12 protein-coding genes are annotated in these 17,292 nt (G+C 41.9%); 7 read left to right on the top strand and 5 right to left on the bottom strand.

All coding sequences use genetic code 11. The annotated features are described in order from the left end of the window. Positions 1–34: 34 nt before the first annotated feature. The gene (locus EEL30_11965; GenBank protein QDX92960.1) at positions 35–2,203 is read right to left on the bottom strand and encodes a transcriptional regulator; all 2,169 of its coding nucleotides are present in this window, start codon (positions 2,201–2,203) and stop codon (positions 35–37) included. Between the two features lie 453 nt (positions 2,204–2,656). Here EEL30_11965 and EEL30_11960 point away from each other — a divergent pair, with 453 nt between their 5' ends. Next, on the top strand, positions 2,657–4,693 hold the full coding sequence (locus tag EEL30_11960) for a VWA domain-containing protein (protein ID QDX92959.1): 2,037 nt from the start codon (positions 2,657–2,659) through the stop codon (positions 4,691–4,693). A gap of 8 nt (positions 4,694–4,701) precedes the next feature. On the opposite strand, the gene EEL30_11955 is transcribed toward EEL30_11960, so the two are convergent. Further along, positions 4,702–5,691 (bottom strand): serine/threonine protein kinase, encoded by a 990-nt coding sequence (locus EEL30_11955; GenBank protein ID QDX92958.1) that lies wholly within the window; start codon positions 5,689–5,691, stop codon positions 4,702–4,704. After that, the gene (locus EEL30_11950) at positions 5,688–6,050 is read right to left on the bottom strand and encodes a thioredoxin (protein ID QDX92957.1); all 363 of its coding nucleotides are present in this window, start codon (positions 6,048–6,050) and stop codon (positions 5,688–5,690) included. The genes EEL30_11955 and EEL30_11950 overlap by 4 nt, the downstream gene beginning before the upstream one ends. A gap of 271 nt (positions 6,051–6,321) precedes the next feature. Here EEL30_11950 and EEL30_11945 point away from each other — a divergent pair, with 271 nt between their 5' ends. Further along, positions 6,322–7,698: a hypothetical protein gene (locus EEL30_11945; GenBank protein QDX92956.1), complete on the top strand. Its 1,377-nt coding sequence runs from the start codon at positions 6,322–6,324 to the stop codon at positions 7,696–7,698. 118 nt (positions 7,699–7,816) lie between these two features. On the opposite strand, the gene murJ is transcribed toward EEL30_11945, so the two are convergent. Further along, complete coding sequence (gene murJ / locus EEL30_11940; protein QDX92955.1) at positions 7,817–9,343, bottom strand: murein biosynthesis integral membrane protein MurJ; 1,527 nt, start codon at positions 9,341–9,343, stop codon at positions 7,817–7,819. A gap of 158 nt (positions 9,344–9,501) precedes the next feature. Here murJ and EEL30_11935 point away from each other — a divergent pair, with 158 nt between their 5' ends. Genes EEL30_11935 through EEL30_11925 form a run of 3 tightly spaced genes read left to right on the top strand, consistent with a single transcriptional unit; the run spans position 9,502 to position 13,242 of the window. Beyond that, positions 9,502–10,755 (top strand): ligase, encoded by a 1,254-nt coding sequence (locus EEL30_11935; GenBank protein ID QDX95750.1) that lies wholly within the window; start codon positions 9,502–9,504, stop codon positions 10,753–10,755. Positions 10,756–10,775: 20 nt separating this feature from the next. Next, positions 10,776–12,422, top strand: a complete 1,647-nt coding sequence (locus EEL30_11930; protein ID QDX92954.1) for a hypothetical protein — start codon at positions 10,776–10,778, stop codon at positions 12,420–12,422. Continuing rightward, entirely contained in the window at positions 12,409–13,242 is an 834-nt protein-coding gene (locus tag EEL30_11925; protein QDX92953.1) for a hypothetical protein, read from the top strand. The genes EEL30_11930 and EEL30_11925 overlap by 14 nt, the downstream gene beginning before the upstream one ends. A gap of 136 nt (positions 13,243–13,378) precedes the next feature. Here EEL30_11925 and EEL30_11920 read toward each other — a convergent pair whose 3' ends face one another. Further along, positions 13,379–14,887, bottom strand: coding sequence for a glycosyltransferase (locus EEL30_11920; GenBank protein QDX92952.1), 1,509 nt, complete (start codon positions 14,885–14,887; stop codon positions 13,379–13,381). 208 nt (positions 14,888–15,095) lie between these two features. Here EEL30_11920 and EEL30_11915 point away from each other — a divergent pair, with 208 nt between their 5' ends. Then, on the top strand, positions 15,096–16,238 hold the full coding sequence (locus EEL30_11915; GenBank protein QDX92951.1) for a glycosyltransferase: 1,143 nt from the start codon (positions 15,096–15,098) through the stop codon (positions 16,236–16,238). Positions 16,239–16,428: 190 nt separating this feature from the next. Continuing rightward, the gene (locus tag EEL30_11910; protein ID QDX92950.1) at positions 16,429–17,256 is read left to right on the top strand and encodes an aminopeptidase; all 828 of its coding nucleotides are present in this window, start codon (positions 16,429–16,431) and stop codon (positions 17,254–17,256) included. The last annotated feature ends 36 nt before the right edge of the window (positions 17,257–17,292 follow it).

Raw genomic sequence — 17,292 nt, 5'->3', positions numbered from 1 at the left:
AAGACAACCTCTACCATACGTTTTAGAAAAGACATCACGCTTTCACAGGAGTTGTGCCCTTGGTAATCATCACTTCAAGGTTCTTCACGTTTCCGTTAAAGACCAGATCGATGTGGCACAAATTGCTCTTATCGTCGATGATGTAGCTAATATCGTCTCCATCCTGAACGATGGAATTGATATACCCGCGCCCACTAATCCACTTGCTCTTTTGGCTACTCGGGTTGTTACTGAAGAATTTCACGATATTTTCGTGTTTGAAATCTCCAGTCTGGAAACGCAGAATACGTTCGATGTAAGTACTAACGAGAGTTTTATAAATAGGATCAAATCCATCATCGGCCAAAGCAAGGCTTCTCGCTTTGTAAACCGTAATGCGTTTAATATCCTTTTCTTGAAGCTGTGCATTCTCTGATGAGAAGACAAAGCCGAAGTTTTTACGGTTGATCGAATCCTTAATGTTGTTGGTAAATCCAGAGATTTCTTTAGCCATTGTGGTGACAGCGCGTAAGCTGTTATCTCCGGCTTCAATATCGAAGCGCACGCCTGGGTACTCTTTGTTGATGTTTTTAAATAGTTCGCGCATGTAATCAGGGCACTGATAGGAAGCCACCACACCTGCTGCTACATAAGAAGAACCAATATAGACTCCTTCAATCCATAGCTTTAAGATGTCTTCTTTTTCTTTCGAGAGCTGTGCACCTGAATCGGTTTGCAGCATACGGCTGTCGATTACTACCCCAGACTTATCTTTCGGGATGACTGTAAAGTTAGGTACGCAAGGTACTGCGAATTCACTGTAATCCTTGCGAACAAGTGGGTTGCACTTATCGATATATTTATCGATGCCCGCTGTGGCCATGCTGTTAAAGGTGGTCTCTTCCCCTGTTTCAAAGCTGAAGAAGACTTGTACCTTGTATTCTTTCACCACATTTAGAAGCATCGAGAGTGATTCCAATGTATTTCCGTCCTGCTTTACAACCTTTTCGTTGCCTTTGAAACGCTCGCGGCTTACTTTTACTCTGCCTGCGGTCTCTAATTCAACGGACGGTACAATACCGAACCAGATTGTATCTGTAAAATCATTTTTGGAGTTAACGGTGTTTAGATAGGTTTCTAGACGTGGAATATTGCTACTCTTTACCAACATATCTAGCTTTGTATTGGTGACTAGAAGAGTAGGAACCATGCCCTTGTTCTTGGTGGCATATTGATCAAAAAACATTTTCACGCCAAGAATTTTCTCCACGAGAGGTTTTACTGTTTTTACAAAGTCGTCTTTCGCGTTTTTGTAAAATTCCAGATATGTATTATAGTTTTGGACTTCAGTCTCAATGTCGACTTCCGTCTGAATAGCTGGCAATGGGCAGAAAGTGCGCACTACTAAGTCTTTTACGTAAGAAGAAGGTGTCTCCGTAATAGATTCATAATCATCTTCAAAAACCGTTACCAAACCAGTGCCACTACTATCGTCTAATAGCATGAGTTCATTGCTATCGCTTTTAGGGGCTTCGATGATCTTTAATTCACCGCTCTCCCCGATAGTAAGCATCCCGATTTGTATCGCCTCGGATTTGTTCTCCTCAGAAGAACCACCTAATAAAAGTCTTGTTTTAATATCCTCAATCGCTAGTGGAAGCATTGCCATGACATTGTTGTAGTTCTGGCTTGCCTCTTCAAACATGCTATTGAGCTTATCGCCCATATCAAGTTTCTTTGGATCGCCATCATCCAATTTATCGTACTCGGTGTACATGTAATGAATCTCTTTGCGAACTTGTCTAATATCATCCATGACTTTTTTCGGAGAGATCATATCTAGTAAATTTTCAAACTTAAAGTCTACGTTGGTAATACCCTGACTGCGCTTCGTATCAATCAAGGTAAATAACATTTTCAGAAAATCATTATGCTGGTTAACCTTTATCTCCGTGATGCAATCATCTGCGATTGATTCTGGCTTTTTCAGTGTGTACATCACTTTTTGATTAGCTGCATTGTAAAACGAATAAACAGTAGGTTCGAATTTGTCCAAAAATTCGTCGAAGTTTTTAATAAGCAGATGCTGATTGATTTCTTTGATTTTCTCATCACTCAGACTATCTATACCTTTGACATCACCTACAATGGTAATAAGATCCAGCTTCTCTGGATTTATTTCCTCAAAAAGCATCGTTCGGTTGGTTTGATAAATAATGTCCATAATCTGCTCCTTTCTATGTTTCGCTGAGGTATTAACAATAAGTAGACCTACATGTGAATAATTGCACGTGCATAAAAAGTCATAATTATTCAGGGGTAATCGGTCCCAAACAATACTGGATTAATCTTTTTCTTTTACCAGATTAATCTATTTTCCTGCCATAATTACCCTAAAACCTTTCGCAATTTATATTAATCAACTTTTTTCGTCACTGTCAATCATTTTAAAAAATCAGGACTTTATGCCTTTATTTTCCGTTTTCAAAAAACTTAGATTGGTACTTATTACCTTACACGCCTATTTTTCGTTGCAAAAATCAGTTGTTTTCGCCTTTTTTTGGTTCTATTTTCCTGTTTTCCATTTTTTCTATTCATTTTTAGGACATAATGACCGATTTATATTTTGAGATCATATCTTGCAAAGGATGTGTTAAAAGTCAAGATGAGGAAATCCATGCGTAATTCCACTATGTATCTTGCCATATGCGCTCTGCTTTTAGGGATCACCTTTTCTTGCATACTAGAAGCTCCCCGAGCGTTGGCCAAGGCTGACCCTAATCGGGGTATTGATGCGATATTTGTATTGGATACCAGTTATTCCATGAAAGAAACGGACAAAGAAGGCATAGCCGCAGAAGTAGTCAATCTATTTATGGATATGAGCAATGCAGACCGAACTAGGGTAGGATTTGTAGCTTATAATCACAAAATTGTCAAAACTAAGCCATTAACACCAATCTCAATGAAAGACAAAAAAAATGAGATAAAAAAAGCCCTTTCCACTTTGCCACGCTCAGGTTATACAGACCTCGGACTTGGTCTGTTGACAGGTACTGAGTTAATAGCCAAACCTGTTGAGAGTGGAAATCGTCCTTTCCTACTTCTGCTGTCAGATGGAGGTACCGATTTCGGACCTATGTCCAAAGGGAGGAGCGTAGCGGATTCAAACAAAGACGTTGACAAAGCAATTAATCAAGCCAAGGCAAAAGGCTTCCCCATTTATACAATTGGTCTAAATCAAGACGGGTCAGTTAATCAAGCGGAGTTAAAGCGGATTGCAACCGAGACAGGTGGCACTTCATTCATTACAGATAGCGCCGAGGATTTACCTGAAATTTTCAACAAAATTTTTGCTAAACAAATTCAATCTACACTGATTTCTGTTGCTGCCGTTACTGCAACTGGAGCTTTACAAGATGTGACGCTTTCCATTCCTAATGGAAGCATGAATGAAGCAAATATCATTTTGTTATCAGAGCACCCCGTTAAAGAAGCTCAATTATTTTCCCAAGCAAAAAGTATCCAATTTACTGAATCAAATAAATACTCCCTCTTAAAAGTCGGGCAACCACCGAAAGGGAACGTAAACCTTAAATTCCGAGGTACACCTGGTAACTTAGTAAAAATTAATTTATTAGGTACCTACAATCTGGATATACAGGCCCCAGTGCTGTCCAATCAAACACAAAAAGGACAAGCCACTAGCATTGTTGCCCACCTCATTGATTCTCAAAGCAAGAAATTTACCGATCAAGATGTTAATCAAACCTTAAAGGCTGAATTTATTACCTTCCATACAGCTACAAAACAAGAACAGCGAAGCTTGATGAATTTGGTTGGGGATGAATGGAAGCTGGAGCATGTCTTCAAACAATCTGGGGATTATACGTGGAAAATCAGAATGGAAGGTCCAGACTTTTATCGGGAAACCTCTGTAGAAAAGCTACATGTAGGCAATGTGGCACCGCAAGCGACTGCACAGCGCACAATCTCCCTCTCTAAAGAATCAGGAGAAGCAGGGATTGATCTGCGCAAATATTTTACTGATGCTAATCAGGATATCCTCACTTACCAGATCATAAATGCTCCTGATGCAACAGTAACAAGCACATCCATTCAAGACCAAACTTTGCATATTGCCCCACTTGCAACAGGAACAACCACTCTGATAATAACAGCTACTGATCCGGATGGTGAGCTAGTTACGTCGGAATTATCCCTTACCATTACATCTGTGTGGGACAAATACCTGCTAATCGGTGGCATTTTGTTGGCTGTCGCTCTCATTGGAGGAGTCATTTATCTGATCGTTCGACCTAAACCCATGCTATCTGGAAAATTGGAAGGGTACTTTTTACAAACTGCTAGTGGAAATGATATTCCAGTTACCTACTGGCCACTCTCCTCCTTCCCTCAACGCAAGATTACGCTTAAGGAGCTGTTTAGAAGTCTAAACGTAAATGAGCCGTTGCCAGAAGCAGAATCCATTGTGTTCGAGGCAAGCAAAAATGGGACATTATTGGTAAAAAACACTTCCAACTGCACATTGGTACGCGGCACCACTCTACTTCGTACCAACAAAAAAGAAATCCTCACCTATAATGACAAATTGTACATTACGTTTGAGGATGGAATTACAGAGATTGAATTGCGATATAAAGCCGTTAAAGTGAATTCTCAGCTGTATTCGGACGTTCCTACCCCCATATAATCTCACCGTTAAGATGGTTTGCCAGATGATGAAGTAGTTGCGGTTGTTTTTTGCTTTGATGCAGGAATCAACCTCTCTCTACTTTTCCAAATAAGCGCCTCTGCATACAAGGCACGCTTGAACCAGTTTAACGTGGGACACCTCTTGTCAGCTTGGACTGCTAATCCCCAGCGAATGACTCGTGCCAGCATAGGAGTAACGATAGAAGAAGGCATATGTATTCCATCTGTTGGATGTTCAAATAAACGTTGAGTAACATCCGTAGGAGAATTCCTATTAATATAGAAGAAAAGCGTCGCGGCAAGACTATACAAATCAGAGCGTGCGTCTTGCTTTGACTTCTCTGAATAAAATTCTAAGGGAGAATAACCCGCTGTGGTTACAATTGTTTGTTTGCTTGCTTGGCCTTCTTGACTCATAGGGATGGCTGAACCAAAATCTATCAGGATAGGATTCCCAGACGAGCTGATTATAATGTTACTAGGTTTAATATCGCGATGAATAATACCTTGTTTGTGTAGGTAATCGATGGCATTCACAAGCGGTAGCCATGTCTTTTCAATAACTTCCGCGGTATACAGTTGCTCCGTTTCCTGTACATAACGATCCAGTGTCATCCCTTCGCAGTAATTCATTACTAAATAAGCTGTACCATTCTCCTCAAAGAAGTCAACATATGATACAAAGTTAGGATGATTCAGTCCTTTTATCATTTCCGCTTCTCTAGTAAATGCCTGCATCAATTCGTTATATTTATCCTGCAAAGAAGGAAGCCGGCAGAAAAGCGTCTTATTATCAAGATCACGTAAGGCAAGTGCCTTTGGAAAAAACTCTTTAACGACACGTGTATATTTACTCCCTAATTGCCGTGCTGTATACACGATAGACAGCTCGCTTTGCGAAATCATTTTTTTAATCTGATATTGTCCATGGAGGCGTATTCTTTTAGGCAATCCCTTCTCCTTGTTACCCGATTTCACGATCTTACCTCTCTTCATTTTTCACTAAGACCTTTCATTTCTGCTTGTTCTACCATAATTTTGGCTTGTAGGAGCGTCTCACTCAGTTCTTGCATTTGGATGAACCTTGCTTGGCGGTATATCTCTTTGCCATAGACGAACACAAGTATGGTAGGCCCGGAAAACGCTAAAAATCTCCCCGAAAGTTCAGGAAGTTTATCTATAGATGCTTTAATAGCATGTAAAGGATTTGGGTGCTGTTCATTTAATAGCCATATATCCAGCTTCTGTTCAACAGCATCGCAGACACCGCAATTCTTAGATTTAATGAAGACAAGACAAAGCGGGTATGTTTGTAAATCCTGTTCAACCGCTTCTAAGCTATCGCATTCTTTCATCGTCAGTATGCCTCCTGGGGACTAGTAATTTGCTATATCTATATGAAGGTATTTATGCTTATGCGAAAAGTGCTCAGCTCTATGTTATCATAGATTTTATTTATAAACATTCCGGATTAACATGATCAAACTAAAAAATAATCCTTTCATGCACCTTCATCCAATCTTTTTGCTAAAAGGTGTATATTTGGCAAATAACCACTTCCTACATTGACGTGTGAAAATAATCACCTAGAATAAAGAAGAAGGTTTTTTCAGAAGGAGGATTAACATGAAATGGAAAATAATTGTACCTATAGCCATTTTAATCATAGTTGCTATTGGCTTTTTCATTTTTAACCAACAACGCACGGCTGTGTATAAAAATCCAGAAACCGTCGTCAAGCAGTTCCAGCAAGCAGTAGAACAAAATCAATTGGATATCTTTGTACAAGTAACTACTGTACCAACTGGTGTCAAAGCTACATTGACCGATAAAAATGCAGCTGGAATTATTGCAAGCTTGTCCAAACATACTGAAACCTGGAAAACATACGTAAATTCGCTTACCGAACAAGCTGCCAGCTATCAAGCTAATCCGTCCTATATACCTGAGGCTCTAGAGGATGCGGCGGCGGCAAATTCCCTACTGGTCTTAAAAAAGGTAGGCAACGTATATAAGGTGCAGGTACGCCCAGTCTATATGCAATTGATTGGACCAAAAGGAACCAAATTAGTAACAGGAGAGCAAGGTGTAGAGATTACTCCCGAGACCCAATCAGCTCAACCTAAACAAAAGAAATCTGAAGAAGTGACATCTGAACAAGATAACAAAGATACTTTCAAAGTGGGTCCCTTTTTCCCAGGGGAACATTTTATGAATGGTAGCTTACCTACCATGTTAGGCACAGTAAGTACCGAAATCAAATTTGATGTCAGCTTTGGACGTTCTCAACAAGTGATAGTGAATTTCCCTGTCCGTGACGTTAAAGTGTATACCAATGTAAATAAAGCTAAACTATTCCATAACGGTCAAGCTCTACCCGTTACCTTTGAAAAAAGCTTTACTGGATACGATGCCTTAATCACCAACGCTCCCAAAAAAGCACTGGAATTTACTATCAAAGCAACTACACCACTTGGTGAGGTAAGTAATACAGGTACATTAGGCGAGCAGGATACATTCATTGATTTACCGATCCAAATTTCTGAAGCAGGTAGTGTTGAAGATGAGATCTCCGCTTTCTTTAAAGCTTACAACAAAGCATGGTTACAATACGCTAAGACTAAAACAAGCGTTGACCCACTCGTTCCCTACCTCTCTGCGAATGGCGATGAAAAAAAGAGCTATGATCGTGAGGTAGAACAGTTTAAAATTACGCCAAACGTTTTGCAACAAGTCTTTGTGGGTGACTTACTTCATCTAGAAATTGATTTTGGGGCTTTAGAAATGGTGGATGACACTCATTTGAAAATACTGGTAAGAGAAGTCTATCAGGATAAATGGAAAAATCTCAGCACCAAACAAATAAGCGATCACGGTCAAGACGAACAATGCTGGGAGTATGAGTTGCACAAAGCAGGAGACAAGTGGCAGTTAGCTTCTACGCGTGCCGAATCTCTGTCCCGCTTTGGTCTGAATCGGGATCAAGTGAAGATATTAAAATAGGTATAACTACTAAAGAAATAAAGAAAAGGCACTCACCACGTACTGTATAGTGAATGCCTTTTCTCTTTTATGGAGAAACCTTTTCCCTGACTAATCGTCATTTGATAGAGGGTGCCTCCTACTTTTTCAGAAAGCGTCCTGCTACCTTGCTAACAATATCTTTCACAAGCGGTTCGCGCATTACTAACAACGCTGTAAAATAGATGGCGGTAGACACGGTACCTCCTACGAGCAATTCCAAAAGCTTACTCGATTCCACCATCAGTACCCTAATAATCAAGGCGACAATAGACATCACAGCGCAAGCCATTATAACTTTCGCTGCAGTCAACAAGAAATCCCAGGTCAGAAGCTGGCCAATGGAACGCCATAGCAGCACAAACAATAGCATAGACTGAACCATTGCAGATACAGAAGCACTTAACGCTACGCCCCCATGCTCTAAAAATGGGGTGAATATTTTGGCAGTCAGCAAGTAAACACCGATACCAACTGCTCCCACAATCACAGGGGTGCGAGTATTTTCTAAGGCATAGAATGCTCGTGTAATCAAATCACGAGCTGCTAAGAAGTAAAGGCCCATGCCATAGAAAACAAGACCAAAAAACGTCCAGGATAATGCTTCTTCATTAAAAGCACCAGATTTTCGAACGAACAACAAGCTTATCAGGTTTTCACCATACAAAATGAACCCAATTGTAACTGGAAACAACAAAATCAATAAATAAGACAAGCCCTTTTCTAACGTAGCTTTCATTAAATGCATCTCTTTACGCTTTACGTAATTGGCTAAGAGTGGAAACAATGGTAACGTAAACGCCCCAACAAAGATAGCCATTGGAAGTTGGGCGATTTGATTGGCATAAGAGAGCGCTGCTACTTTTCCATCCCCAAGCCCTGTAGTTAAACCACGTTCCAGAAAGGTGGTGGTTTGCGAAATAACGGAACCAATGAGAATAGGAACAACGCGTTCGCCCATACTGCGCAACTCGGCATCCTGACGATATTGCAGGTTAAACCGTTGACTATAGCCATATTTGCGCATAGCTGGCCACATAACGACTAGAGCAGCTACGTAACCGAGAGTGGTAGCAATTGATAAACCGTCCACTCCAACGATTGGTACAAGGGCAACCATGGCAAGAATAACAATAACGCTATTCGCCACCGTACCTAGTGTAGATGTAAAGAAATGCTGATGTGCATTTAAGACACTTGCCCATAGACCTGCGAGACCAATAAAGAAAACAGATGGCCACATCAATTGCAATTGACGGATGGTAAGTGCCGCTTTTTCACCGCTCACGCCATACATCAGAGCAATCTGTGGAGAGAGAAAATAGCCCGCCACGGTCAGAACAAAAAAGCTGAACGTTATCAGTGCCAACATTTTATGGTAGAGAACAGAAGCTTTCTGGGTCTGATTATCTTCTAGTATTCCTCGCATGGTAGGAATCAGGACAGCATTGATCGCCCCGGGAATAATCATGAACAAGGTCATGGGAATCGTTAATGCGAGAAAGTAGGCATCCGCCTGCATCCCTGTCCCGTACAAATGTGAAACATAGAGTGTGCGAATAAAGCCTAGCAGACGTCCTATTAATGTAAGTACTACTATCATGGATGCGGTTTTTAGTAAATTCACAGCTCGTAATCTCCTAATTCTTGCGCGCTACTTGGTCTGTTAGTTAACAACGCTAGATTTCTTTTCCTTGCTACCCTATCTTATGATTCATTATAATGGTAGGGTCGAACAAATGTGTAGGGGGACTTCGCTTGAAAACGAATCTAAAAAAGTTGGTAATGAATCCTACCAACTGGATTTACTTATTACTCACCTATCCTATCATTGATTACGCACTGCGTAAATTTATCCCGATTGGAATTATTGGATCTCTATGGGATAAAATCGTTCTTACTGTCCTCCTTCTGTTTACCTTTGCTGCGTATGCAAAAGGCAATCGCTCCATGCCTGGCATTAAGCATGCGTTCCTTGCCTTTTTGGTTTTTGGCCTGGGACTTATGTTTATGGACATGACTAATTTTGATGCCAGCGTGGAAGGTTTTCGAGCCATCTTCCAATATATGGTTGCGCTGTTAATCGGCTTCTATTTAATTGAGTCGAAAGAACAAATGCAGAGTTTCTTGAAAGCCTTCACCTTAGTCGGTCTATTCGTAGCCTTTATTGGCGTGATGCAGGTCGTGCTTGGAGTGGAAGTAAACAGCTCGTGGACAGGCGAAAACGAATCAATGAAGAGACGTGCATTCTCCATTGTAACAAGCCCGAACGTTTTGGGTAGCTACATGATCTTTACCATTCCAATTGCAATCAGTCTATTTTTGCAAGGAATAACCAAAAAGCAAAAGCTTCTTTGGGGGCTGACATCCCTGATTATGCTAGTTTGTCTAATTGCGACAGGCTCACGTGGGGCTTGGTTCGCCCTACTAGCCGTATTGGTTATTGGCTCTATTTTTGTGAACCGCAAAGTTTTCTTATCCATTGTAGCCGTAGCTATTATTGGCGGCGTTGTTTTGTTGGCTGTACCGGAGACAACTCCTGTCATCGGTAAGGTGCAAAACCGTATTACAACCCTATTTACTGAGGACTATTGGGAAAAAAGTAGCCAGAGCGGTCGTGTAGCGCGTTGGACAAATGCTTACCATCGCATGCGACTGGAACCACTGTTTGGTGCTGGTCCTGGTCACTGGGGCGGTGCGGTAGCTTCCCGTTATTTTGGAACCATCTATACCGACAGCTACATGTTTAAAACCTTGGCTGAAACGGGGATTATTGGTTTAACTCTAATGGTTACCATGATGCTTGCCATTGTTAAATACGCGGCTCAGGCTACCTTACGTTGGAAAAACTCGCCGTATTTCTATACAGGCTTGGGATTATTCTGCGGTTTTCTGGCCGTGTTCTTCCACAACTTGGTGGAAAACATCTTTGAAGTGCCGTTTATGTCTACCTTCTTCTGGCTATTAGGCGGAATGGTAGCGGCACTGGCCACTCTTGACTTCCGGTATGCCAACCGCAAAATTGGCTCCAGATCATAAACGAGAAAAAGGTGAATTGTATGCGACAGCTGTTTAGGCTGCAAACCTTATACTGGGCAGTTTATGCCTTTGCCCTGTTTATCGCTTATAACTTGGTGGTCAAGGTCGCTTTTATTGATCTGTCATGGATTGCCCTCGTGATCTTTGTGCCACTACTTATTGGGACGTACTTCCTCATCCATAAAGAGGAACGTCGTCAGGTGATAATTTTTACGATTGGATTCTTATTGTTAGATAAAGCATTGACCACATTAGATGATCGCATCATGGTCAAATATGTACTAGGCGCAATTGGTGCAATTGTAGGCCTTGCCCTACTAGTTAAATTTTACGGAAAAGTAAAGTGGAACGCAGTGTTTGCACTTGTTGCTGTAGCTTGCCTGACTAATTTCACCTATGCACGTGATAATCTGGCAGCAATTAATCATTTTGTGTTAATAGCAGAAACAGACCGTCTGTATAAAGGTGAGTGGGTTGATTACTTCCCGATCGTCCTGTATGACGTCGACGGTGATGGCACGATGGAAATTCTGACCTATGGTAACGCAGATGAAGTTGCGGATGTGGAAGAAGATAAAATTCCAGAAACGCCAGAAGAAAAAAAGGCAACTGCTGAAAAGCTTCTTTATTTAAAGAATGAGCCGCTCTCTCTTTACGTAATGAAGTGGAAAGACGGTAAGCTTGTACGTTTAAAACAGGATCAGTTTACACCGCAACAGTGGAAGAACGCTTTGGCGCAAATGCCAACGGACTACCCTGGTTTCCCATATTATGCTCAAATTGGGGATCAATTGGTCCCTACTGTACAGCGTCAAACCTATACGGAGGCAATGATGCAGTCTGGTACAGCACCATTCCGCGCCCTGTTGCTTGATCTGGCACAGGTAGATAGAAAACTGACGGATCAGGATGGGTATACCTATCACATCAATCAATTTAATAAGCCAACGAAATTCCATGATGTAGCAATTAAAAATGGATTTTTGACCGGCTCCTATGGCGAAATCTCCTTCCAGTACAAATCGCGTGGCACCAAGATTTTGGACACGATGCGCCTTCCTGGTGGAGAAGAAGGGCTGCTAGTTTTAGATGAAGATCTATCTGTGATTACCGTTAAGCCTGATGCTACGGTAGAAGAAAGCTATCGTTTGAATCGTAAATCCTTAAAAGGTGGACTTGCGATGAGCGACATTATGGTAGCAGATATTGACCATGATAATCAGGATGTACTTTTGATTGGCGGTGTTCCTTCTTATATCTTGCGCCCAACCGCTGATGGTAAATGGGACATGTTATTTGCAAGTAGCGAAAAAGACACGAGTTTCCGCTTGACCAACTATGCTAGCATTGGCAAGAATGAACACGCAGAACTGATAGCCCAAGCAAAAAGCTGGGTGAGTAGTTTCGATCGTCGTTATCTCGCTGGTTATGATTACACGCAAGACGGGCTCAAGCAAAATTGGAAGATTTATTTACCATTAATTAAAATGCAAGTTGGAGATATTGACGGAGATCAAGAGAACGAGTTGGTTGCTACCATGTACGATAACCACCGCATACTGGTGTTCAAACGCCACCATTTCCCTGTCTTCCCAATTGCAGTTGGCATCACCATTGCATTATTTGCTTTCGGTATCGTGAGGAGGGTTCGCTATGCTTCGAAATAAGGGAAAATGGTTACTTGCGAGCATAACTGCTCTCTCCCTCCTCTCCGGTTGTACGTATGAATCTGCTCCAAAAGAGTTTGTGAAGGTAGAAGATACGGCTCCTGCTGGCATTGTCCCTGCTGAAAATCCTGCCGCCGTATTACGTGCTGCTTTGGAAAAGGGAAAAGCTACTTTTAAGATGATGAAAAACGGTGTCGAGACAGAGGTTAACCCTAGCAAATACTGGTTCAGCGGCTATGTAAAAAATCGGATGATGTCACGTGAGACAACCAGTATGTTTGATGGTATCGTTGAAGGTCCAGATGCTTATCAAGTGACGGGTCGCATCGCTCGTCAGGAATTTGTGTACTACCGTAAAGGAGACGAACGATATATTTTCAAAGGCGGTAACTGGATTACAGCACGCGAGGAACCTATTCCTATCGATGTATTCCGCGGTTATGAAGCATGGTTACCTTTCTTAGATAAAGCTGTGCAGATGCCTGATGAAAAAGTGATCAGCACCGAGACAATTCCTTATCAGATCAAAATTACTGGTAAGGAATGGGTAGAAAATGCAGGCAGCGATTTATTTGCAGTCTTTAAAGAACACTTACAAGATCGTCCTGATATTAACGAGATTTTAGCTAACACCACCATTAAGATGACCGTGGGCATCGGCAAAGATGATGGCTTGATCCATAGTTATCAAACATGGATTATCCTACCTATTCCAGGTGGTGGCTACATGGATCAGGAGGTTAAATTCACATTCTTTAAATATGGGGAAAACATTAAAATGAAAGACCCCGAAGAAGTGAAAAAATATTTGCTTGATTAAATTGTAGCGTAAGCCCTCAGTAATAAAAAAACTCTCTACTGATCGTCAATCATTGACCGGTAGAGAGTTTTTTATATGTATTCTGATCCATCAAAAAAGCGTGCGAACGTATAACGTTCAAACACGCTTCCACTACTTATTCTTTTATCAAATTTGTTTTTGCTAAGCTTACCTTCTCACTGTCTCCAGCACCGCCCACTAGCTCATTCATTAGTTGTGCCAGTTGACCTGCCTGTTCACGTCGTTCGTACAGCTTAACACGGTCATAGAAGCTCTCATCGCGTTCTATGTGTGGCCCGTTCTCCTTTTGTTGCTTCCACGCCTGATACAGATGTAAATAGGCTTGTTTCATCGCTTCCTTATCAGTAGGGTTGGCTACCTCTCCTAAGCCAAAGCGCTGGATGATCTCTGTCGCCTCTCCTGGCATGTTTAAAGCTAAAATGGGCTTACCTACCCCCATATACTCATATAACTTACCCGGGATATAAGCGCCTGCATCAGGAGTCACATCCCCGATCATCAGCAACGCATCTGCACCACTCATCAAGCCTAATGCTTCTCTATGAGGCAGATTACCAAGCACCCTTACAGCTTTCTGTAAACCAAGCCTCTCTACACAATCCCGATTTTCTGTATAACCCGGATAGTCAAAGACACCAGCAAATGAAAGGCAAATCTCCTGTTGATCAACCAGACCTTCGTCAATCAGTTCTTTGATAGCACTCAGCAGTAATCGCGGGTTTCGTTTTTGATACAAAATGCCTGCATATGCCGCATGGAAACGATCAGGTACCGTATGTGCAGGAGTCAGCTTTGCAAAATCGGCTCGGTCAAAGCCGTTATAAATCAGCTCCATTCGTTTTACGGTAGCTGGGTATTTTTTTTGAAAATTATCGGCAAATGTAGCCGTCACTGTTGTAATAGCATCAGCTTGCTTCATCACTTTCGCTTCCATCCGCTCCTCAAGCTGCTCTCGCCAAGCAATACCTGACCGATGCATATTTTGAGTCCACGGATCTCGGAAGTCAGCAATCCATTGGCAACCGAACTCTGCTGCCAATTTCCGAGCGACAAGATGGTTTGTTACCGGTCCTGATGTAGAGAAAACAACATCAATGCGGTGCTTGCGCATAATCTCACGCCCCACCCTCACTGCTTCCGGATACCACAAAATCTGATCATCCGGGATGAGCAGGTATGGCTTTACTTTTTTTGCTGTTCGAAATAATGTGTCCTTTAGGCGAGTGACCAAGGATGGCTGAGTGGTTGCTACGGTCAGTTGTGCTGAAGTTGATGTGATGTTGTTCTTCTCTGTACTTGAATCTGGCTTATTCTCTCTTGCTATTTCACTACTGGAAGCCTGCTTGTCACCATCTTGTTTACCAGATGATGTAGCTGTTTCCCCTGCTGGTTTACGAAATTTTGCAGTCAGTTCCTTTGCCCGATGTATCTGCACATCTGCTGGAACATCTGCTAGTAGGGTGGGGTCAAGGGTAGCATGGTAACTTGGGTCTGCCGTGAGAACATGTACACCCCAGCCGAATTCCCCTAGATATTTAGCCATTTTAAGCGGACGTGGAACCCCTCCGCCGCCAATTGGTGGAAATATATACGAAAGTATTAATACGTTATGTCGCTTGTTCATATCTATCTTCCTCATCCTTATCCACGAATCCAAAATCTTTAAAAACGTAACTTTTCCCATTTTCTAACGCAATTATTACCTTACTTATATAGATCAAATCTATAAAAAAAATGTCACGTTTACCATACCATAAGTACGGTCATATTGCGAATCACGGCTTCATCTGGTATATTTGAAATGGTCTGTTGGAAAGGTTCGGGTGGATTACATGAAAAGCAAACTACGTGTCCTCCACGTAATCGGCGGTGGAGAATTTGGTGGAGCTGAACAGCATATTCTCAATCTGCTTACCTCTTTTTCTGAGAAGCAAGTAGACGCAGCCGTCGTATGCTTTTACGATGCATTATTTGCGAGAAAATTGCGTGAAGCTGGCATCAAAGTGACAACATTACATACATATGGACGCTTTGATTTCCGTATTTTGCAGGGATTAAAACAGGAAATTATCGCTATGAATCCAGATATTGTGCATACACATGGAGTGAAAGCTAACTTTATGGGAAGATTGGCGACTCGTGCGATGGACTGCGCAACATTTACCACGGTCCATAGTAATTTAAAATACGATTATGTGAGTCCGCTAGCCTCTTTTGTGGCAACTCTAATGGAAAAACAAACACGCCGCTGGACCGACCACTTTATTACTGTGAGTCAGGCACTTCAAACGGTGTTAATAGAAGATGGCATTCCTAAAGAAAAAACAAGTGTAATTTTTAATGGAATGGATGTAACTCCTTTCCGTTCAGAACATAAAGCAAAAGTGCGTGCCATGCTACGCGAAGAGTGGCAGCTCCCCCAGGATGCTTTTGTATTTGGAAACGTTGGACGTATTGTGCAAATCAAGGGGCTTCCTTATTTGCTTCAAGCTTTTGCTCAAGTTTTAGCCAACACACAAAACCATACAAATCTTTATCTGGCAATAATCGGGGATGGTGTCGAACGTCCGGCCCTGGAAGATCAGGTACGTCAGCTTGGAATTGCTGAGCAAGTCCGCTTTGTCGGTTTCCGTACCGATGTTCCACGTTGCTTGCAAGCATTAGATATGTATGTTCATGCTGCTTTGTATGAAGGATTAGGTTATACAATCGTTGAAGGAATGGCCGCTTCTCTACCTGTAATAGCTACTGATGTTGGTGGCGTTAGCGAATTTGTCATTTCCGAAGAAACTGGTTTGTTGGTCCCAGCAGCAGCAGCAGACCAATTGGCAGAAGCCATGATCAGACTATGGCAAGATAAAAGCCTTCAACGACGCTTGGTAGATACAGCTACGGAAATGATCGACCGTGAATTTACGATTGGCCAGATGGCGGAGCAAACCATTGATCTGTATCAACAAAAACGAAAATCATAACCTGATCGTACAACTCTAGTTGATCAGATGTAAATGTAGCTAGGCATTACCTTGTACTACTGATTATCAATGTACACAAGAACGACTTCCTTTCGCTCCATCCAAGCGTACGAAGTCGTTTTTTCTTTGTCTCAATATCTGAATCCTTGTACAATAAAAGAGGAACTACATAGAAAGGTTGTGAGTAATCGTGAAAGTATTTATTTCCTGTGATATGGAAGGAATTTCGGGTATTACCGATCCTACTTATATTAATCCCGAAACAGGCAGTAATTATCAAAGAGGTCGTTCCTATATGACTGGAGATATAAATGCTGTCATTGAAGGTGCAATTGCCGCTGGTGCTATTGAAGTCTTGGTAGCAGATAGCCATGAAAATCTTAATAACATTCATTTGGAAGATTTGCATCCGAAAGCTCGCCTGCTACGTGGAACCCCACGTGACCACTCCATGATGCATGGTTTGGACGAAACATATGATGCAGCTTTTTTGATCGGCTACCATACCCGCCACGGCGTTCCTGGCGTTCTTAGCCATACGATGTCTCGCGTAATTAAAAATATGTACATAAATGGTCGGGTCGTAGGCGAATTTGGATTTAATGCCATCTACGCTGGTTTATTCGGTGTGCCTGTTTGCTTGGTATCTGGTGACAATCTAATTGCAGAAGAAGCACGTGAGCTGATTCCTGGCATTCAGACAGCAATCGTTAAGTATGCGGCGTCTCGTACTTCAGCGATCTGCCTTTCTTTGAAAGAAAGCCGTGAAGTTCTCCAGGAACAAGCTAGCCTTGCTTTGCAGCGTTGTAAGGAGATAGTACCACTCACTACAGAATTGCCTCTTAAATTAAAAATCGAGTTCTCTCATTATGGTCAAGCTGAGATGGCCTCTATCGTGCCGGGAACTGAAATCATTCCTAACACGACTGAAGTTATATATACCGCAAAGAACCAATCTGATATGTATAAAACCATGCGTGCAATGATGAATTTGGCTAGTTCAGTGCCATTTTGTTAACATAGCCTCTATTCCCATATCGTATTGATGATCACA

This window comes from Brevibacillus laterosporus (assembly GCA_007833815.1).
GTDB lineage: Bacteria > Bacillota > Bacilli > Brevibacillales > Brevibacillaceae > Brevibacillus_B > Brevibacillus_B laterosporus_D.
This window is presented reverse-complemented; position numbering and strand designations above follow the sequence as displayed.